Consider the following 18,677-nt stretch of genomic DNA (forward strand, 5'->3'; position numbering starts at 1 on the left):
GGGGGCATGACGGACAACACTGCACGTCTCGACCATGTCGTCCTCTGGGTACGTGATCCGGTGGCGTCGGCCGACTTCTACGAGAAGGCGGTCGGCATGGAGCCGGTCAGGCTCTCCGAATACTCCGCGGGGGCGGTTCCGTTCCCCTCGGTGCGCCTCAACGCGGAGACGATCCTCGACCTCATGCCGCTCGCCATGGCGGAGCGGATGACGATGTTTCCCGGCGCCGCCGACAGCTCCGGCCACCCGGTCAACCACGTCTGCCTGGCCCTGCCCGGAGACGACCTCGATGCCCTGCGGGCCCGCCTTGAGGAACGCGGCGCGCCCGTGTCGGACATCTCCCACGACTCCTTCGGCGCCCGCGGCAAGGCCAAGCGCAGCTTCTATTTCCGCGACCCCGACGGCAACGTGTTCGAGGCCCGGCACTACGACTAGGGAGCCGCGAAAGGGGGTCCGCGCGCGGGCCCCCTTTTTACGGCTGGAGCCCCGGTCCAACTCGGCGCAGCCGCGCGGTGCATCCTCACTTCCGGCTGCCAGTCGGATGCCAGCGGTTGTGGGCACGCCGGAGTCTGCTACCGCCGCCGTTTCCCGGGCAGCCTTCGCGCGCGTCCCGAGAGAACCCGGCCGCGAACCGGCACGGCGACCAAGGCCGCGCCGGACGTGGGGCGGCCACGCTGTGTTCGCTGCCTGAACCCCACGCCCGTGCCTGCGCCGTACGAACGCCACGTGGGCGCCTCGATCACCTGGCTCGGCCACTCACCCACGAGTGACGGCCCGGCGCGACCTCAACCGTTCACCGAGACATCCCGCGCCCGCCGCCTGCCCCGCGTGACCAGCGCCAGCGCCGCCAAGGGGACGAGCAGACACGCGGCCGTGAAGTTGAGCCAGGCGTAGCTCGCCTGGGCGACCACGAGCCCGGCGATCGCTCCGCCGACGCCCGCGGAGGCGTTCATGATCAGGTCCGACAGCCCCTGGGCGGCGGCCCGCGCGGGCTGTGGCACGGAGTCCGTGAGCAGTGCGGAACCGGAGACGAGCCCCGCCGACCAGCCGAGCCCCAGCACGAACAGCCCCAAGGCCGTCTGCCCATGACTGCTGCCCGCCGTACCGGCGAGGAACACCGCGCATGCCAGCAGTCCCACGGCGAGCCCGATCCCCGACAGCCGCCCCAGCCGGTCCGCCAACCGCCCCATGAGCGGCGCGAACGCGTACATGCCCGCGATGTGCCCGCTGATGACCAGCCCGATCAGGTCGATACCCGCGCCGTGGTGCGCGAGGTCGACCGGGGTCATCGACATCACCGAGACCATCGCCGTGTGCGCCACGGCGACCGTCACCACCGCGAGCCGCGCCCGCGAAGAGGCGGCCACCGCGGCCAGCCCGGCGCGCAGCGAACGACCCGCGGGCGACTGCTCCTCGGCGGGCGCGAGCGCCCGCGCCGTCAGCAGCGGGTCCGGCCGCAGCAGCACGGCCACCACGACCGCGGATATCAGGAAGATCCCGGCCGCCCACAGGAACGGACCCGCCGCCGGGGGTATCCCGAGACCCGTCACACTGCGGCCGGCGGGCGCGGCGATGTTCGGGCCGAGTACCGCGCCTATGGTCGTCGCCCACACGACGAGCGAGATGGCCCGGGCCCGCCGCTCCGGCTCGGCCAGATCGGCGGCCGCGAACCGCGCCTGCAGATTGCCGACGAGGCCGCGCCGAACGCGGCCATCCCGCACAGCAGCAGCGGAAAGCTCCCGACCCTGGCCGCGATCACCGTGACACCGGCGCCCACCGCCCCGATGAGATAGGCCAGCACCAGTCCGGGACGGCGCCCTCGCGCGGTCATCAGCGCGGCCAGCGGCATCGACAGCACCGCTGTACCGGCGACGGTCGCGGTGGGCGCGAGCCCGGACAAGGACTCGGCGCCACTGACTTCCGCGGCCAGCACGGCCGCGAGCGCGATGCCGGTGGCGACACCCAGCCCGCCCAGGATCTGCGTCGCGATCAGCACGGCCGATATACGGCGCCGCAGGGCCGGCAACCGGTCGGGCGTGACGGTCGCGACGACCTGCCGCTCGACGGCGGTCACCGGGCGCACCCGGCGTCCGCGTACAGGTGCGTGAAAAGTGTCCTCACAGGCGCAGTCTCCCCCTCTTGGCCCACCCGCCCAACCCGTGCGCCCCGCGCAGGCGACCGACGCAGAACGCTGCCGAACTCTCTGAGGCCCACACAGCCCTCAGAACAGCGGCTCCGGCAGCACCCCCTCCAGCGCGAGCAGCTTCCGCTTGGTCTCCAGGCCACCCCCGAATCCACCGATTCCGCCGTCGCTCTCGACGACCCGGTGACAGGGCACCACCACAGGCAGCGGATTGGCGCCCATCGCCATCCCCACCGCCTGCGCGGCACCCGGCTGCCCGACCCGCCCGGCCAGATCGCCGTACCCGACGACGGTGCCGTACGGGACCCCGGAGGCCAGCTCGCGCAGCACCTCCCGGTTGAAGCCGGAGATGAGCGCCCAGTCCAGCGGCAGCTCGAAGTCGCGCCGCGTACCCGCGAAGTACTGCTTCACCTGACGTATCGGCTCGGCCAGCAGTGGGGAGTCCGGCGCCTCGACCGGCTCGGTGCCCAGCCGGGACGCCAGTCGGCCGAGCGCCTTCTCACACACCTTCTCGGTGGCGTGGAAGACGACGCTGACCAGGCCGTCGCGGGTCGCGGCCAGCATCAGTGGACCGATGTCGGTACCGACGACGGCCCACGCGACCTGCTGCTCGTACTGCCCATGGCTGTCCATGCGCCCACCGTACGACCCGCCACTGACAACGCCACGGGAGCGGACGTGCGCTCCTGCGCGGGCCCCGCATCCTCGGACACGGCGTCCCGCACCACGTCGGGATTGTTGGTGATGATGCCGTCGACGCCGTACCCGGCGACCAGCCGGGCGGTGTCCGCGTCGTTCACGGTCCACGTGAAGACCTCCAGCGGCCTGCCGTGCGGTCCCGTGAACGCGTGGACGGAGGCGACATAGCTCCGGGAGATGGAGCCGTACGAGGGGTTGATCTGGTCGGCGAAGGTCGCGTAACCGGCGAGGTCGGCCGTGGGTGGCGTCCCGAGGAAGCCGGTCTTGACCGCCGGCTTCAGCTTGTGGACGGTCCGTGTGCTGTCGACGCTGAAGCTCTGCACGATCAACCGGCCCGCGAGGTGGTGCGGATCAAGCCAACCCGCCTTGTCCAGCACTTTGAGGGTCTGTCGCTCGATGCCCGGGTACAGATCGGGATTCTTGATCTCCAGGAGCAGGTTCTGGTGGTGAAGTTCCACGCGGTCCATGAACTGCTCCAGCGTCGGCACGCGCGCGTCCGCGTACACGGGGCTGAACCAGCCGCCCGCGTCCAGGCGGGCGATCTCGGCGGCGGTGAAGTCCTTCACCTTCCAGGGCGCCCGGTCGGGGAAGACCTGTTCCACATCGGTCGTGCGCTTCAGGTTGTCGTCGTGCAGGACGACCAGCTTGCCGTCCTTCGTGCGCTGGACGTCGTTCTCCACCCAGCTGATGCCCAGTTCAGCGGCCTTGTCGACGGCTGCCAGCGTGTTCTCGGGGGCGTAGGCGGAGGCCCCCCGGTGGGCGATGACCGTGGGCGGCTCGGCGCCGGCCCGGGCGTCGGAGCCGGGGAGCAGAAGAGCGGCGGTCCCCAGGAGCGCGGTCGTCGTGGCGACTACAGCGCGCGCGTGCATGCGTACTCCTCGCGTCGAACGATCACGGACAGCTCAACTGTGACAGCAGAGGGTCAACGGCGAAGGAGTACAGAATGGCCACAGATTGAATGGAGTTGCCCAGGCCCGCTCACCCGTGCCGCACAACTGGGGCAAGCCCGTGTTTCTTTGCCGGAAAATCGTTCGACCATTGCGGTGGGAGTTACTCTCTGCCTCAACCCTGACCGCTCGGGCGGTCGTGGGAGGGGGCGCATTTCACGGAGTTCCGGGACGTAAGAGGGCGGGAAGGGCAGCCGCGAATGCAGGGCACGATCGACGGTTTCAGCTACGGACTCGTCACACCGCTGGTGGCCTACCTCATGGCCTGCCTCGGCGGTGCCCTCGGCCTGCGCTGCACCACCAGATCGATGCTCGTCTCGCACTCCTGGCGCCCCGGCTGGCTCGCCCTGGGATCGGCGGCCATCGGCTCCGGCATCTGGACCATGCACTTCGTCGCGATGATGGGGTTCACGGTCGAGGAGACACCCATCCACTACGACAAACCGATGACGTTCGCCAGCCTGGCCGTCGCCATCGTCATGGTGGGTATCGGGATCTTCATCGTCGGCTACAAGGGGGCCAGCGGAACGGCCCTGTTCACCGGCGGCACCATCACCGGCCTGGGCATCGCCTCGATGCACTACCTCGGCATGGCCGGTATGCAGCTGAACGGCAAGCTCGAGTACAACACCTTCACCGTCGCCGTCTCCGTCGTGATAGCGATGGTGGCGGCCACGGCCGCCCTGTGGGCAGCCGGGCAGGTCAGAGGATTCCTGTGGAGCGTGGGCGCGAGCCTCGTCATGGGCCTGGCCGTCAGCGGCATGCACTACACGGGCATGGCCGCCCTCAGCGTGCATCTCCACGGCACTGAGTCCGCCTCGCAGGGCGACTCACCCGCCTCCCTGCTCGCGCCGATGCTGGTCGGCCCGCTCGCCTTCCTCCTCCTCGCGGGCGCCGTCGTGCTGTTCGACCCGAAGATGGTCATGGGGAAACCCACCGGGGCCCCCGTCGAGCACAAGCCGGGCGTCCCGGCCCACGCCACCGTCCCGCACCCGACCCGCCGCCCCCCGCTGCGGCCGCGCCGCGCGCAGGGGCACCGAAGCTCCCGAACCCCGCAAAACCACTGATCGGACCGCGTTGTCAGTGGCGGGTCGTACGGTGGATTCCATGCGGCCCGTTTCCAGCATCGAACGCACGGTGGCGCCCTTCGAGGTCGTCAGCCCCTACCAGCCCAGCGGCGACCAGCCGCAGGCCATCGCCGATCTCGCCCGGCGTATCGAGTCCGGCGAGAAGGACGTCGTCCTGCTCGGCGCGACCGGCACAGGCAAGTCCGCCACCACCGCGTGGATGATCGAGAAGCTCCAGCGCCCCACCCTGGTGATGGCGCCGAACAAGACGCTGGCCGCCCAGCTGGCGAACGAATTCCGCGAGCTCCTGCCGAACAACGCCGTCGAGTACTTCGTCTCGTACTACGACTACTACCAGCCCGAGGCGTACGTCCCGCAGTCGGACACCTACATCGAGAAGGACTCCTCGATCAACGAGGAGGTCGAGCGCCTGCGCCACTCCGCGACCAACTCGCTGCTCACCCGCCGCGACGTCGTCGTGGTCGCCTCGGTCTCCTGCATCTACGGCCTCGGCACCCCGCAGGAGTACGTGGACCGGATGGTCCCCCTCAAGGTCGGCGAGGAGATCGACCGGGACCAACTGCTCCGTCGCTTCGTGGACATCCAGTACACGCGCAACGACATGGCCTTCAGCCGCGGCACCTTCCGGGTGCGCGGCGACACCATCGAGATCTTCCCGGTCTACGAGGAGCTCGCCGTCCGCATCGAGATGTTCGGCGACGAGATCGAGGCCCTGTCCACGCTGCACCCGCTCACCGGCGAGATCATCAGCGACGACGAGCAGCTGTACGTCTTCCCGGCCTCCCACTACGTCGCCGGCCCCGAGCGCATGGAGCGGGCCGTCAACGACATCGAGAAGGAGCTGGGGGAGCGCCTGGCCGAACTGGAGAAGCAGGGCAAGCTCCTGGAGGCCCAGCGCCTGCGGATGCGCACGACGTACGACCTGGAGATGCTCCGCCAGATCGGCACCTGCTCCGGCGTCGAGAACTACTCGATGCACTTCGACGGCCGCTCGCCCGGCTCCCCGCCCAACACCCTGCTGGACTACTTCCCGGACGACTTCCTGCTCGTCATCGACGAGTCGCACGTCACCGTGCCGCAGATCGGCGCCATGTACGAGGGCGACGCATCGCGTAAGCGCACCCTCGTCGACCACGGCTTCCGGCTGCCCTCCGCGCTCGACAACCGGCCCCTGAAGTGGGAGGAGTTCCAGGAGCGCATCGGCCAGACGGTCTACCTGTCGGCGACCCCGGGCACCTACGAGCTCTCCCGCTCGGACGGCCAGGTCGAGCAGATCATCCGCCCCACCGGTCTCGTCGACCCGGAGGTGGTCGTCAAGCCCACCGAAGGCCAGATCGACGACCTGGTCCACGAGATCCGGGCGCGGGTCGAGAAGGACGAGCGCGTCCTGGTCACCACCCTCACCAAGAAGATGGCCGAGGACCTCACGGACTACTTCCTGGAGCTCGGCATCCAGGTGCGCTATCTGCACAGCGACGTCGACACCCTGCGCCGTGTCGAGCTGCTGCGCGAGCTGCGCGCCGGCGAGTTCGACGTCCTCGTCGGCATCAACCTCCTCCGAGAGGGCCTCGACCTGCCCGAGGTGTCCCTGGTGGCGATCCTCGACGCCGACAAGGAGGGCTTCCTGCGCTCCGGCACCTCCCTCATCCAGACCATCGGCCGCGCGGCGCGCAATGTCTCCGGCCAGGTCCACATGTACGCCGACAAGATCACCCCGGCGATGGAGAAGGCCATCGACGAGACCAACCGCCGCAGGGAGAAGCAGGTCGCGTACAACAAGGCGAACGGCATCGACCCCCAGCCGCTGCGCAAGAAGATCAACGACATCGTCGCGCAGATCGCCCGCGAGGACGTCGACACCGAGCAACTGCTCGGCACGGGTTACCGCGCGAAGAAGGACGGCCGGGGCACCAAGGCGCCCGTGCCCTCCCTCGGTGACAAGGCGGCCAAGGGCGCGAAGGCGGCCAAGTCCGCCAAGGGCAAGGCCAAGGAGACGGTGCCCACCGACCGTCCGGCGGCCGATCTCGCCGAGCAGATCGAGGAGTTGACGGAGCGTATGCGCGCCGCAGCCGCGGATCTGCAGTTCGAGATCGCGGCCCGGCTGCGCGATGAGGTGTCCGAGATGAAGAAGGAACTGCGCCAGATGAAGGAGGCGGGCCTGGCCTGACGGGACCACGGGCGCCGGTCCACGCCCCGCGACCGGCGCCCCGGAAGGCCTTCGAGGTCTTGCCGGGCACGCGCTGTGTTGCAAGACCGACACAAAGTACGTACCGGGGTACGGCACTGTCAGTGCCCCTGCGTAGGGTTCTGGTCATCCGCGGAGCCCGCGGGCAACAGGGGACAGCTCGAGAGGGGAATCAGCACGTGACCGTCAACATGACCAAGGGTCAGGCCATCAGTCTGCAGAAGAACGACGGCGGCAGCCTGACCGCGGTGCGCATGGGTCTCGGCTGGCAGGCGGCTCCCCGGCGCGGCCTGTTCGGCTCGCGGACGCGTGAGGTCGACCTCGACGCCTCCGCCGTCCTGTTCGCGGACAAGCAGCCGATCGACGTCGTCTTCTTCCGCCACCTGGTGAGCGACGACGGCTCGGTGCGCCACACCGGTGACAACCTCGTCGGCGGTGTCGGCCAGGGCGGCGACGACGAGGCGATCCTCGTCGACCTCGCGCGCGTCCCGGTCCACATCGACCAGATCGTCTTCACCGTGAACTCCTTCACGGGCCAGACCTTCCAGGAGGTCCAGGACGCGTTCTGCCGCCTGGTCGACGAGACCAACGGCCAGGAGCTCGCCCGCTACACCCTCGCGGGCGGCGGCTCCTACACGGCCCAGATCATGGCGAAGGTGCACCGCTCGGGCCCGGGCTGGACGATGACGGCCCTCGGCACCCCGGCCAACGGCCGCACCTTCCAGGACCTGATGCCGGCGATCCTGCCGCACCTGTAGGACCTGCGAGGCGGCCCCGGCGGGCGGCACACGACACGACAAGCGACACAGGGGGACGAAGGCATGACGGCCGAGCTGGTGCGGGGGCAGAACCACCCGCTCTCCCAGGCCCGACTGGAGATCCGGGTCTCGGCCGGCACGCCGATCGTCGCCGGAGCCACACTCGGCGACGAGCAGGGCAGGATCGACGGCGTCGAATGGGTGGCCCACCCCGGCGCCCCCACCCTGCCCGGCCTCGAGGTCTCGAGGCAGGCAGCCGCCGACCATCGCCTCGCGGTGGACCTGGACGCCATGCCGGAGGCCGTCCACCGAGTGAGTGTGCTGCTCGCCCTGCCGACCGGCGTCGCCGGCCCGACCCGCTTCGGCGCTGTCCGCGCCCCCGTCGTCGCGGTCACCGGCCTCGACGGCACCGAGGTCGTCAGTTACACCATCGCCGGCCTGGAGGCCGAGTCCGCCGTGGTCGCCCTGGAGCTGTACCGCCGCCAGGGCGCCTGGAAGGTACGCGCCATCGGCCAGGGCTACGCCGGTGGGCTCGCCGACCTCCTCACCGACCAGGGGCTGGCCCAGGCCCACCAACTCGCGGGCGGCATCAACGAGGCGGTGGCCCAGGGCATGGCCCGCTCGCTGCCGGCACCCCCGCCACGGGCGGACGGCGACCGCACCCGGCAGGCGGCCGCACCGGCGCTGGGCCCGGACCAGGGCGGCCCCGCACCGCAGAGCGGCCCCGGCCCCGTACCACCGCAGCCGACGTCGCCCTACGGTACCCAGGCACCGGGCGGTCCCGGGCAGCCGACACCGCAGCCCAACTCCCCGTACGACCTCCAGACGCCCGGTGTATCGGGGCAGCCCGCGCCGCAAACGTCGTACCAGGGCGGAACCGGCGCCGCCGACTCCGCGCAGCCGTCCGCGCCCACGTCCGGCGGCTCGATCAACTACAGCCACCCGCGCCGCCAGAACGCGGCTCCGCCGCCCCCGCCGACCGCGCCTCCGGCCCAGCCCGGGCAGCCCGCGCAGCCCGTCGCCGGCGACGCGACCGGCTGGTCCATGGACGAGCGGCTCTACAACCAGGTGTGGGGCATGTTCGAGGACCTGGCCCGTACGACCGCCGCGTACCGCAGCGCGGTCGACTTCGCCGACTCGCGCATGGACAAGGAGCTCGACCAGGTCCTGTCGGACCCGCGCAGCCGGATCGGCGGACAGGGCGACGCCGCGCGCGAGGAGGCCCAGGCCAAGCACGCCCAGCTCGTCAACCAGGCCAGGGCAGCGCTCGACCGGGACATCGCCCAGCTCACCGCCGAGGCCGAGGTCGTCGAACCCGCGCTGCCGCCCGCCTACGCGCGCTGGGACAACCCCGTCTGGCACGGCTACCGCGTACCGATGGAGATACCCATGGCCCTGCGCCTGGGCGACCTCCACCTGCCCGAAAGCGACCGGTTGCGCATCCCGATGCTGGTCCGGCTGCCGCTGGAGCGCGGTCTGTGGATCGACAGCGGACGCAGCGGATCGCTCGACGGCTCGTTCACCGACTCCCACGACCTGCGGCGTCTCGCGATGGAGACGGCGGTGGCGCACGCGGCACGGCTGCTCGCCGTCTATCCGGCGGGCGAGTTCACCGTGCACGTCATCGATCCGGCCGGTTCGGGCGCGCAGCCACTCGCACCGCTGGTGCAGACCGGCGTGCTCGCGGCCCCGCCCGCCCTAGGTGCCGCGGGAGTCGCGGAGGCCCTGGCGCGGCTCACTGAGCGCGTCGACCTTGTGCAGATGGCGGTGCGCGGCGGGGCGCCCGACTCCCTGCCGCCCGGGTTCGACACTGCCGAGCAACTGCTGATCGTCAACGACTTCCCGCATGGTTTCGACGACCGGGCCGTCAACCAGCTGCGCTACCTGGCGGACGAAGGGCCGGCCGTCGGCGTCCACCTGATGATGGTCGCGGACCGTGAGGAGGCGGCCGGCTACGGCCCGTTGCTCGACCCACTGTGGCGTTCGCTGCTGCGACTGACCCCGGTGCCGGACGACCACCTCGCCGACCCGTGGGTGGGGCATGCCTGGACCTACGAGCCCTCACTCGTGCCGTCCGGCAGCCAGGTGCTCCAGCAGGTGCTCACACAGGTCGCCGCAGCTCGGGCCAAGCGCTGGTAAAACGCCTCTGACCTGCCAACTTGGTGTTTCTTTTGCCAAGCGCTTTACCTTTCCTTGGTGATTGGGGTACTGTTCATCCCACGGAGGGGAGTACTCCCTGTCTGCTGCGACGTACCCGTCAATACGGATCCGGCCAGATCCCGGGGCGTCGGCCCATCGTGGGTGGAAGAGACCTCCGGCGCGCGACGACGCTGACATTTGCCGTTACGACTGCCGGAGGCGCAGTGGAAGTTTCCACGACCCTGTGGGTCCTGACCATCGTGGGCCTTGCCGCCCTGATCGCTGTCGATTTCTTCATCGGCCGCAAGCCGCACGACGTATCCATCAAGGAAGCCGGAATCTGGACGGTCGTCTGGATAGCCCTGGCCGGCCTCTTCGGCCTCGGCCTGCTGATCTTCGGCGGCGGACAGCCCGCCGGTGAGTTCTTCGCGGGCTTCATCACCGAGAAGTCGCTGAGCGTCGACAACCTCTTCGTCTTCGTCCTGATCATGGCGAAGTTCGCGGTGCCGTCCCAGTACCAGCAGCGAGTGCTGCTTGTCGGTGTTCTCATAGCCCTGGTGCTGCGGGCCATCTTCATCGCCGCGGGTGCCGCGATCCTCGCCAGCTTCTCGTGGGTGTTCTACCTCTTCGGCGCCTTCCTGATCTGGACCGCCTGGAAGCTCATCCAGGAGGCCCGGGCCGACGAGGAGGACGAGGAGTACGAGGAGAACAAGCTGCTCAAGGCTGCCGAGCGCAGGTTCGGTGTCGCCGACCGCTACCACGGCACCAAGCTGTGGATCCAGGAGAACGGCAAGCGGGTCATGACCCCGATGCTGGTCGTGATGCTGGCGATCGGCACCACGGACGTGCTGTTCGCCCTGGACTCCATCCCGGCGATCTTCGGCCTGACGCAGGACCCGTACATCGTGTTCACGGCCAACGCCTTCGCGCTGATGGGTCTGCGGCAGCTGTACTTCCTCATCGGCGGCCTGCTGAAGAAGCTCGTCCACCTCAGCTACGGCCTGTCGATCATCCTGGGCTTCATCGGCGTGAAGCTGGTGCTGCACGCGCTGCACGAGTCCGGCGTCCACGTCCCCGAGATCAGCATTCCGGTCTCGCTCGGCGTGATCTGCTCGGTCCTGATCGTCACCACGATCACCAGCCTGAGGGCCTCCAAGAAGCAGGCGGCGGCCGAGGCGGCGCAGGAGAAGAGCGCAAGCGCTCCGAAGGACAGCATCGACGTCTGACCACGGCGGACGTAGGAAAAACCAACACCGGGAGTGGTGCCCAGCGAATTGCGGCACCACTCCCGGTGCTTCGTCGGGTGATGGGTGTCCCCGGCCGGGGACACCACCGCCGGGGCTGAGGCACCTGTGGATGCACCCATGAAATTCGCGCAGATCATCGACTTCGAGACCGACCGCATCGACGAGATGAGGGAACTGGCCCAGGAGACGGAGCAGCGCCTGGCGGGTCGCAGCGGCGGCCCCACACGCCGTCTCGTCCTCAAGGACCGGGGTCAGGCCAACCGCTGACGTACAGGACATGACCGATTTCGCGTAGCGACATACGACCCACAGGGGCCCCGCATCCCGAGGGCGCGGGGCCGCCTGAGACCCCCACGGACCGGAATGCGAACCCCCAAGCCCTCTGCGACGATCGCTCCATGATCGCTCGGCTCAGGCCGCTCACAACCCGGTGGACGTCCTTCGTGCCGGTGCTCGCGGTCGTCCTGCTGGTCTTCACCTGGGGACGGGACCTGCCCGGCGCGGTCGTCGCGCTGGTGACGCTGGTCCTCGCGGGGGCCGTTCTGGCCGCCGTACACCACGCCGAAGTGATCGCCCACAGAGTCGGCGAACCCTTCGGCTCCCTCGTCCTCGCCGTCGCCGTCACGATCATCGAGGTCGCCCTGATCGTGACCCTGATGGCCGACGGCGGCGACAAGAGCTCCACCCTCGCCCGGGACACGGTCTTCGCCGCCGTGATGATCACCTGCAACGGCATCGTCGGCCTGTGCCTGCTGGTCGCCTCCCTGCGGCACCGTACAGCGGTCTTCAACCCCGAGGGCACGGGAGCCGCGCTCGCGACCGTCGCCACCCTGGCCACACTCAGCCTGGTGCTTCCGACGTTCACGACGAGCAAGCCCGGGCCGGAGTTCTCCAGCGTGCAGCTGACGTTCGCCGCGCTCTCCTCGCTGATCCTGTACGGCCTGTTCGTGGCGACCCAGACCGTGCGGCACCGCGACTACTTCCTGCCCATCACCCGGCAGGGCGAGGTGGTCACCGCGGACGACCACGCCGACGTGCCATCCGCCCGCACCGCCTTGATCAGCCTCGGGCTGCTCGGCCTGGCCCTGATCGGCGTGGTCGGTCTGGCCAAGGGGGTGTCACCCACCATCGAGTCGGCAGTGGCGGCCGCCCACCTGCCCCACGCCGTCGTCGGCGTGATCATCGCTCTGCTGGTGCTGCTCCCCGAGACGATCGCCGCGCTGCGCTCCGCCCGCCGTGACCGCGTGCAGACCAGTCTGAACCTCGCGCTCGGCTCGGCGATGGCCAGCATCGGCCTGACCATCCCCGCCGTCGCCCTGGCTTCCATCTGGCTCTCTGGGCCGCTCGTCCTCGGCCTCGGCCCCACCCACATGGTGCTGCTCGCCCTCACAGTGGTGGTGAGCTCGCTGACGGTCGTGCCGGGGCGGGCGACACCGCTCCAGGGCGGCGTCCACCTGGTGCTGTTCGCGGCGTATCTGGAGCTCGCGATCAATCCGTAGCCGCCGTTCATCGATGGTCGCCGTCCCTACGCAGTCACCCTCTGCGTCGGCCGCGGGCCATGTGCCCCTCGCCGTACCGGAACCCGTCACCCGGTGGCGGGCTCCGCCGCCACAGCCGGCACCGGACGCGTCTCGGGCAGCAGCGCGAAGCACCCCAGGCTGAGCAGCGCGATGCCCGTCAGATACGCCCCCACACCCCAGGGCACCCGACCGCCCTGCTCGGCGAGCGCCGTAGCCGCGATCGGCGTGAGCGCGCCCCCGAGAACGCCGCCGAGGTTGTAGCCCACCGCGGCGCCCGTACAGCGCACTCGGGGCTCGTACAACTCCGGGAGGTACGCGGCGATCACGGCGAACATCGTGATGAACGCGAGCATCGCCCCGAGGAAGCCCAGGAACATCAGCAACGGCTCACCCGTGGCGAGAAGCGCCACCATCGGGAACATCCACAGAGCGGCGGCAGCGCATCCGATCAGGGTCAGGGGACGCCGCCCGTACCGGTCGCCGAGCACCGCCGCCACCGGTGTGAGCGACCCCTTCACCAGCACCACGGCCATGATGCAGCTCAGCATGACGCTGCGGTCCACTCCCAGCCGTTCCGTGGCGTATGCGAGGGACCAGGTCGTCACCGCGTAGAAGATCGCGTATCCGATGGCGAGCGCCCCGGCGGTCAGCAGCACCAGCCGCCAGTGGTCGCGCACGACCTCGGCGAGCGGCACGCGCGCGTGGTCGTCGATTTCCAGGAACCGAGGGCTCTCGGTGAGCGACGACCGCAGCCGCAGCCCCACCACGGCCAGCACGCCGGCCGCCCAGAACGGCACCCGCCATCCCCAGGCCGCGAACTGCGCCTCGGACAGCGTCGCCGACAGCCCCAGCACCACCCCGTTGGCGAGCAGGAAGCCGAGCGCGGGCCCGACCTGCGGGAAGCTCGACCACAGACCGCGCCGGTCGGCGGGTGCGTGCTCCACCGTCAGCAGCACCGCCCCGCCCCACTCGCCGCCGAGGCCGAGCCCTTGCAGGAAGCGCATCAGGAGCAGCAGCAGCGGAGCGAGCACACCGAGCGTGTCGTACGTCGGCACGCAGCCGACCGCGACCGTGGAGGCGCCGGTCAGCAGCAGTGACGCGACGAGGACCGGCCGGCGGCCGTGGCGGTCACCGATGTGCCCGAACAACACCGACCCGAGCGGCCGCGCCACAAACCCCACGCCGAACGTCGCGAAGGCGGCCAGGGTCCCCGCGACCGGCGAGAACGTCGGGAAGAACAGCGGCCCCAGGACCAGCGCCGCCGCGGTCCCGTAGACGAAGAAGTCGTAGAACTCGATGGCCGTCCCGGCGAGCGAAGCGGCCGCGAGCCGCAGCATGGAGGGTGCCTTTACGGTGCGTAGATCGTGCATGCTGCGTCAACTACCCACGGTGACCACGGGTTACGGGGGCGCACGGGCGCGCCGGGGCTTCGTCAGTACGTGACGGTGATGCGCCGGGCGGGGCCGTCGACGCGGACGAGGCCGCCGTAAGGGATGACGAGTTGTGGGTCTGTGTGGCCGTAGTCGACGTCGAAGACGATCGGGGTGTCGGGGGCATACGTGCGCATGGCCCGCAGTACGGCCTCCCGCTGCTCCGTGGCGTAACGAGCGGCCTCCTCCGGGCTGTTGGGGCGCTCGAAGGACCAGGTCTTCGCCCGGCCCATCAGCAGCGCGGAGAAGCGCTGGAGCAGCCCGCGTTCACCCATGTTCCGGAAGGTCCAGAAGACCTCGTTGGCACTCGGCATCTCTTCCGAGGTCTCCAGCAGCAGCACTCCACCGTCGTACTCCGAGAGGTCACGCGCGATCTCCCGGTCGGCCATCAGCAGCCAGCCGACGATCTCCAGACAGCCGCCCCAAGTGCGGCCCTCCACCACCCGGTCGGCGTTCACCCAGGTCCACCCGTCGCCTGGCCTCGTCTCCGGCTCCGCGTCGAAGGTCGCCGGGTCGGCCCAGTCGCGGTTGATGTCGTTCCAGCGCTCGGCTGGCCTGAGTTCGTAGTCCCCCGAGGTGAAGAGTGCGGCCCGCAACGAGTCCGTGGTCTGCGGGTGCATGGCACCGGGGCGGCCCAGCTCGCACATCACGCTCGCGCCGTGGAAGCCGACGATTCCGGTGTTGCGCAGGAACATGAGCAGGTTCGTGTTGTCGCTCATCCCGAAGAACGGCTTCGGGTTCGCCCGGATCAACTCCCGGTCCAGCAGCGGCAGCACGGTGATCTGGTCGTCGCCGCCGATGGAGGCGATGACCGCCTTGATGTCGGGGTCGGCGAACGCGGCGTGGATGTCGTCGGCCCGCTCCTGCGGCGTCGAGCCCATCTTGCGGGTCGCCGGGTACTCGACCGGTTCGAGCTCGTAGTCCTTGCGCAGCCGCTCCAGCCCCAGCTCGAAGGGGCGCGGGAAGAGCCCGGGCAGGCCCGCGCCGGGGGAGATCACGGCGACGCGGTCGCCGGGGGAGGGCTTGGGAGGGTAGGAGATCATGGTCATGACTGGAGGGTAGGACCCACTGCGTGGCCCGTGCACCGTGATAAACCGGGGTCTGAGCAGCGGTCGTCGACGGACCGCCCGACCCCGAACGGACCGGAGGAACCGTGCCCCGCACCCTGGCCAACGCCCCGATCATGATCCTCAACGGCCCCAACCTGAACCTGCTCGGCCAGCGCCAGCCGGAGATCTACGGTTCCGAGACCCTCGACGATGTCAGGGCCCTGTGCGCCAAGGCGGCGGCCGCGCACGGCGGCACGGTCGACTTCCGGCAGTCCAATCACGAAGGTGAGCTGGTCGACTGGATCCACGAGGCACGGCAGAACCACAGCGGGATCGTGATTAATCCCGGCGCCTACTCGCACACGTCGGTGGCGATCCTGGACGCGCTCAACACCTGTGACGGACTACCCGTGTTGGAGGTTCACATCTCCAACATCCACAAGCGCGAGTCGTTCCGTCACCACTCCTACGTCTCCCTGCGGGCCGACGGCGTCATCGCGGGATGCGGTGTGCAGGGGTACGTCTTCGGCGTGGAGCGGGTCGTGGCGCTGGTGGGGGCGGGACAGGCGGACACGTGACCTCGACAGGCGGGGCGGGCGGACAGGCGCCCTCGGTGTAAGTACCGCCGGCCATGGCGAGCGGTCCTTACAGCCGTCCCGCCTCCACGATCCGCCGCAGGAAGCGCCGGGTGCGTTCCTGCTGCGGATCGCCGAAGATCTGCTCAGCTGTGCCCTGCTCCAGCACCACGCCTCCGTCCAGAAAACAAACCTGGTCGGCGACCTCGCGCGCGAATCCCATCTCATGGGTGGCCAGAACCATCGTCATCCCGTCCTCCTTCAAGTCGCGGACGACGGTGAGGACTTCGCCGACGAGTTCCGGATCGAGGGCGGCGGTGATCTCGTCGAGGAGCAGCAGCCGAGGCCGTACGGCGAGAGCGCGCACGATCGCGACACGCTGCTGCTGGCCGCCGCTCAGCCGGTCCGGGTACTCGCCCGCCCTGTCGGCCAGCCCGAGCCGCTCCAGCAGCTCACGCGCGCGTGCCTCGGCCTCCGCGCGGGAGACGCCGTGTACGCGGCGCGGGGCGAGGGTGATGTTCTCCAGGACCGTCATGTGCGGGAACAGGTTGTACGCCTGGAACACCACGCCGATACGGCGCCGTACGGCGTCCTGGTCGACCCGCGGATCGGTGATCTCCTCGCCGTCCAGCCAGATCGCGCCGTCGTCGATGTCCTCCAGGAGGTTCGCGCACCGCAACAGCGTGGACTTGCCGGAGCCGGAGGCGCCGATCAGCGCGGTCACCGTGTGCGGGGCGACCTCCAGGTCGACGTCCCGCAGTACCACCGAGTCGCCGAAGGTCTTGCGGACGGACTCCATCCGCAGCACGGGTGCGTCGCTCACAGGGCCCCTCCTTGGGCGCGCCGACGGTCCATCCGGGCGGTCACCCAGTCCGTGAAGCGGGTCATCGGAATGGTCAGCGCCACGAAGACCAGGCCCGCGACGATGTACGGCGTGTAGTTGAGGCTGCGGCCCACGATGATGTCCGCGGCCCGCACGGCGTCCACCGCGCCGCCGATCGACACCAGACCGGTGTCCTTCTGCAGCGACACCAGGTCGTTCAGCAGGGGCGGCACCTGACGGCGTACCGCCTGGGGGAGGACGACGTGCCGCAGTGCCTGGCGGTTGGTGAGGCCGAGGGAGCGGGCCGCGGCGCGCTGCGAGGGGTGGACGGACTCGATGCCCGCACGGAACACCTCCGCGACGTACGCCGAGTACGTCAGCGTCAGCGCCGTACCGCCCAGCAGCACCGGATCGACGGTCACGCCCTGGAGCCGCAGCGCGGGGACGCCCAGGACGACGATCATGAGGTTAATGATGAGCGGAAGGCCCCGGAAGAAGTCCGTGTACGCGGCCGCCAGCACCCTCAGCGGGAAGAACACCGGGCCACGCAGGGTGCGGGCGACGGCGATGAGCATTCCGAGAACCAGGACGCAGGCGCCGCAGATCAGCAGCAGCCGGACGTTGAGCCAGAGCCCTTCGAGGACCTTGGGGAACGCCTCGCGCGCGTACTCCCAGCTGAAGAACGTTTCCTTGGTGCGCGGCCAGCCCGGCGCGTTGACCACGACCAGATAGAGAACGACGCCGGTGACCAGTGTGGACAGCGCCGCGACAGCCGTGGCTCGGCGGGCGCGGGCCCGTTTGTAGCGCTCGCGGTCGAGACGTCGCTGAGAGGGGACGTAACCGTCGCCACCGGCGCCGGGCACGTCACCCTTGTCGTCGGCGCCCCCGTGGCCGGACTCCTGCTTGATGACCGTCACTTGAGCACCGGCGCGTCGACGGCGTCCGACAGCCACTGCTGCTCGAGCTTGGCCAGCGTGCCGTCCTCGCGCAGGGTGTCCACGGCGTCCGTCACACATGCGGTGATCGCGCTGCCCTTGTCGAGCACGAGCCCGAACTGCTCCGGCGTACCGCCCTGGTTCTCGAACTGGCCGACGATCGTCGCGTCCGTCACCTCGGCCGCGGTGATGTAGAAGGCGGTCGGCAGGTCGACCACGACGGCGTCGACCTGGCCGTTCTTCAGCGCGGACTTGGCCTGGTCGTTCTTGGCGTACGCGGCGGCCTGCTGCGTCGGCTTCACCACGTCCTCGATGTAGCCGAGACTGGTGGTGCCGACCTGTGCGCCCAGCTTGAGGCCCTTCAGGTCCGCGATGCTCTTCGCCTCGGCGGCCTGGGTGCCCTTCAGCGCGATGACGGCCTGACGGACGTCGTAGTAGCCGGACGAGAAGTCCACGGCCTTCTTGCGCTCGTCGCTGATGGACACCTGGTTGATGTCGAAGTCGAAGGTCTTCTCGCCGGGCGCGAAGGCCTTGTTGAACGGCACGCTCTGCCAGACGACGGCACTCTTGTCGTAGCCGAGCTGCTTCGCCACGGCGTAGGCGACCGCCGACTCGAAGCCCTCACCGTTGGCGGGCTTGTCGTCCTTGAACCAGGGCTCGTACGCCGGTTCGTCGGTGGCGATCGTCAGCTTGCCGGAGGTCTTGGTGGCCAACTTGCCCTTGGCGCAGGTGTTCCCGGCCGACCCCGACGGCGCGTCGGCGGCCTTCTCCTCGGGCTGTGGGGCGCAGCCGAGGGCGGTGGCGAGCAGGGCTGTCGTTGCGACGGCGACGGCGCGGCGCAGCGCGCGAGGGGCAAGGTGCATGGCGGGAGATTGACAGTACACCGTCGTTTTTGTCGAGGTCGCGACGGTGAATGTCCGCATAGTGGGAGCGGGTGTTGCGTTCCTGTGAACAGTTCCCACGGCAGTCGCCGGGGCCGCCGGTCGAGGGCGGGGATGTGAGACCGGCGGCCCGTACCGCTCAGGAGCCGTCATCCTGTGCGGGGCTGCTTCCAGTTGACTGCGCAACAACGCCCGCCGGGAGCGCGCGCATGACACCGGCGCGTGTGAATCGTTCACACGGGGCGCGTACGCGGGGGC

General features: G+C 69.8%; 15 protein-coding genes and 2 pseudogenes. 9 read left to right on the forward strand and 8 right to left on the reverse strand.

Annotated elements, in window-relative coordinates:
- The first annotated feature begins 6 nt into the window (after positions 1 to 6).
- Positions 7 to 435 (forward strand): VOC family protein, encoded by a 429-nt coding sequence (locus IF78_RS0104015; protein WP_031477445.1) that lies wholly within the window; start codon positions 7 to 9, stop codon positions 433 to 435.
- A 350-nt stretch (positions 436 to 785) separates the two neighbouring features.
- Here IF78_RS0104015 and IF78_RS43305 read toward each other — a convergent pair.
- From IF78_RS43305 to IF78_RS0104030, 3 genes and pseudogenes are all read right to left on the reverse strand, one after another.
- Positions 786 to 2,074: pseudogene (locus IF78_RS43305) on the reverse strand (MFS transporter).
- A 147-nt stretch (positions 2,075 to 2,221) separates the two neighbouring features.
- Complete coding sequence (locus tag IF78_RS0104025) at positions 2,222 to 2,776, reverse strand: methylated-DNA--[protein]-cysteine S-methyltransferase (RefSeq protein WP_031477444.1); 555 nt, start codon at positions 2,774 to 2,776, stop codon at positions 2,222 to 2,224.
- Positions 2,777 to 2,853: 77 nt separating this feature from the next.
- Positions 2,854 to 3,711, reverse strand: a pseudogene (locus tag IF78_RS0104030) (glycerophosphodiester phosphodiesterase); the annotation flags it as partial.
- Between the two features lie 278 nt (positions 3,712 to 3,989).
- Here IF78_RS0104030 and IF78_RS0104035 point away from each other — a divergent pair.
- From IF78_RS0104035 to IF78_RS0104065, 7 genes are all read left to right on the forward strand, one after another.
- Positions 3,990 to 4,856, forward strand: a complete 867-nt coding sequence (locus IF78_RS0104035; RefSeq protein ID WP_031477442.1) for an MHYT domain-containing protein — start codon at positions 3,990 to 3,992, stop codon at positions 4,854 to 4,856.
- 40 nt (positions 4,857 to 4,896) lie between these two features.
- Positions 4,897 to 7,044: an excinuclease ABC subunit UvrB gene (gene uvrB / locus IF78_RS0104040; RefSeq protein WP_031477441.1), complete on the forward strand. Its 2,148-nt coding sequence runs from the start codon at positions 4,897 to 4,899 to the stop codon at positions 7,042 to 7,044.
- A 197-nt stretch (positions 7,045 to 7,241) separates the two neighbouring features.
- Positions 7,242 to 7,820 carry a TerD family protein gene (locus IF78_RS0104045; RefSeq protein WP_031477440.1) on the forward strand — a complete coding sequence of 193 codons (579 nt, stop codon included), beginning with the start codon at positions 7,242 to 7,244 and terminating at the stop codon, positions 7,818 to 7,820.
- Between the two features lie 63 nt (positions 7,821 to 7,883).
- Positions 7,884 to 9,959 (forward strand): TerD family protein, encoded by a 2,076-nt coding sequence (locus IF78_RS0104050; protein WP_031498032.1) that lies wholly within the window; start codon positions 7,884 to 7,886, stop codon positions 9,957 to 9,959.
- Positions 9,960 to 10,183: 224 nt separating this feature from the next.
- A complete protein-coding gene (locus IF78_RS0104055; protein WP_031477438.1) occupies positions 10,184 to 11,185 on the forward strand; it encodes a TerC/Alx family metal homeostasis membrane protein in 1,002 nt (333 codons plus the stop codon).
- A gap of 138 nt (positions 11,186 to 11,323) precedes the next feature.
- Positions 11,324 to 11,473, forward strand: a complete 150-nt coding sequence (locus IF78_RS48255) for a hypothetical protein (protein WP_167348302.1) — start codon at positions 11,324 to 11,326, stop codon at positions 11,471 to 11,473.
- A gap of 131 nt (positions 11,474 to 11,604) precedes the next feature.
- Positions 11,605 to 12,705, forward strand: coding sequence for a calcium:cation antiporter (locus IF78_RS0104065; RefSeq protein WP_031477437.1), 1,101 nt, complete (start codon positions 11,605 to 11,607; stop codon positions 12,703 to 12,705).
- A gap of 86 nt (positions 12,706 to 12,791) precedes the next feature.
- On the opposite strand, the gene IF78_RS0104070 is transcribed toward IF78_RS0104065, so the two are convergent.
- Together IF78_RS0104070 and IF78_RS0104075 are read right to left on the reverse strand one after the other, a co-directional pair.
- Positions 12,792 to 14,063 carry an MFS transporter gene (locus IF78_RS0104070; protein ID WP_031477436.1) on the reverse strand — a complete coding sequence of 424 codons (1,272 nt, stop codon included), beginning with the start codon at positions 14,061 to 14,063 and terminating at the stop codon, positions 12,792 to 12,794.
- Positions 14,064 to 14,158: 95 nt separating this feature from the next.
- Positions 14,159 to 15,205: a S66 family peptidase gene (locus IF78_RS0104075; RefSeq protein WP_031477435.1), complete on the reverse strand. Its 1,047-nt coding sequence runs from the start codon at positions 15,203 to 15,205 to the stop codon at positions 14,159 to 14,161.
- 104 nt (positions 15,206 to 15,309) lie between these two features.
- Here IF78_RS0104075 and aroQ point away from each other — a divergent pair, with 104 nt between their 5' ends.
- Positions 15,310 to 15,783 (forward strand): type II 3-dehydroquinate dehydratase, encoded by a 474-nt coding sequence (aroQ, locus tag IF78_RS0104080; RefSeq protein ID WP_031477434.1) that lies wholly within the window; start codon positions 15,310 to 15,312, stop codon positions 15,781 to 15,783.
- A gap of 67 nt (positions 15,784 to 15,850) precedes the next feature.
- Here aroQ and IF78_RS0104085 read toward each other — a convergent pair whose 3' ends face one another.
- From IF78_RS0104085 to IF78_RS0104095, 3 genes are read right to left on the reverse strand one after another with little or no spacing between them, the layout of a single operon-like run.
- Positions 15,851 to 16,579 carry an amino acid ABC transporter ATP-binding protein gene (locus IF78_RS0104085; protein WP_037639687.1) on the reverse strand — a complete coding sequence of 243 codons (729 nt, stop codon included), beginning with the start codon at positions 16,577 to 16,579 and terminating at the stop codon, positions 15,851 to 15,853.
- Positions 16,580 to 16,599: 20 nt separating this feature from the next.
- A complete protein-coding gene (locus IF78_RS0104090; RefSeq protein WP_031477432.1) occupies positions 16,600 to 17,520 on the reverse strand; it encodes an amino acid ABC transporter permease in 921 nt (306 codons plus the stop codon).
- On the reverse strand, positions 17,517 to 18,401 hold the full coding sequence (locus IF78_RS0104095; RefSeq protein ID WP_031477431.1) for an ABC transporter substrate-binding protein: 885 nt from the start codon (positions 18,399 to 18,401) through the stop codon (positions 17,517 to 17,519). The genes IF78_RS0104090 and IF78_RS0104095 overlap by 4 nt, the downstream gene beginning before the upstream one ends.
- Positions 18,402 to 18,677 lie beyond the last annotated feature (276 nt).

Origin of the sequence: Streptomyces bicolor (assembly GCF_000719285.1) — a bacterium.
Classification (GTDB): Bacteria; Actinomycetota; Actinomycetes; order Streptomycetales; family Streptomycetaceae; genus Streptomyces; species Streptomyces bicolor.

Coding starts and splice junctions, on each gene's coding strand:
- IF78_RS0104015 (WP_031477445.1), top strand. CDS start 7: ATGACGGACAACACTGCACGTCTCGACCATGTCGTCCTCTGGGTACGT.
- IF78_RS0104025 (WP_031477444.1), bottom strand. CDS start 2,776: ATGGACAGCCATGGGCAGTACGAGCAGCAGGTCGCGTGGGCCGTCGTC.
- IF78_RS0104035 (WP_031477442.1), top strand. CDS start 3,990: ATGCAGGGCACGATCGACGGTTTCAGCTACGGACTCGTCACACCGCTG.
- uvrB (WP_031477441.1), top strand. CDS start 4,897: ATGCGGCCCGTTTCCAGCATCGAACGCACGGTGGCGCCCTTCGAGGTC.
- IF78_RS0104050 (WP_031498032.1), top strand. CDS start 7,884: ATGACGGCCGAGCTGGTGCGGGGGCAGAACCACCCGCTCTCCCAGGCC.
- IF78_RS48255 (WP_167348302.1), top strand. CDS start 11,324: ATGAAATTCGCGCAGATCATCGACTTCGAGACCGACCGCATCGACGAG.
- IF78_RS0104065 (WP_031477437.1), top strand. CDS start 11,605: ATGATCGCTCGGCTCAGGCCGCTCACAACCCGGTGGACGTCCTTCGTG.
- IF78_RS0104070 (WP_031477436.1), bottom strand. CDS start 14,063: ATGCTGCGGCTCGCGGCCGCTTCGCTCGCCGGGACGGCCATCGAGTTC.
- IF78_RS0104075 (WP_031477435.1), bottom strand. CDS start 15,205: ATGACCATGATCTCCTACCCTCCCAAGCCCTCCCCCGGCGACCGCGTC.
- IF78_RS0104085 (WP_037639687.1), bottom strand. CDS start 16,579: ATGGAGTCCGTCCGCAAGACCTTCGGCGACTCGGTGGTACTGCGGGAC.
- IF78_RS0104095 (WP_031477431.1), bottom strand. CDS start 18,401: ATGCACCTTGCCCCTCGCGCGCTGCGCCGCGCCGTCGCCGTCGCAACG.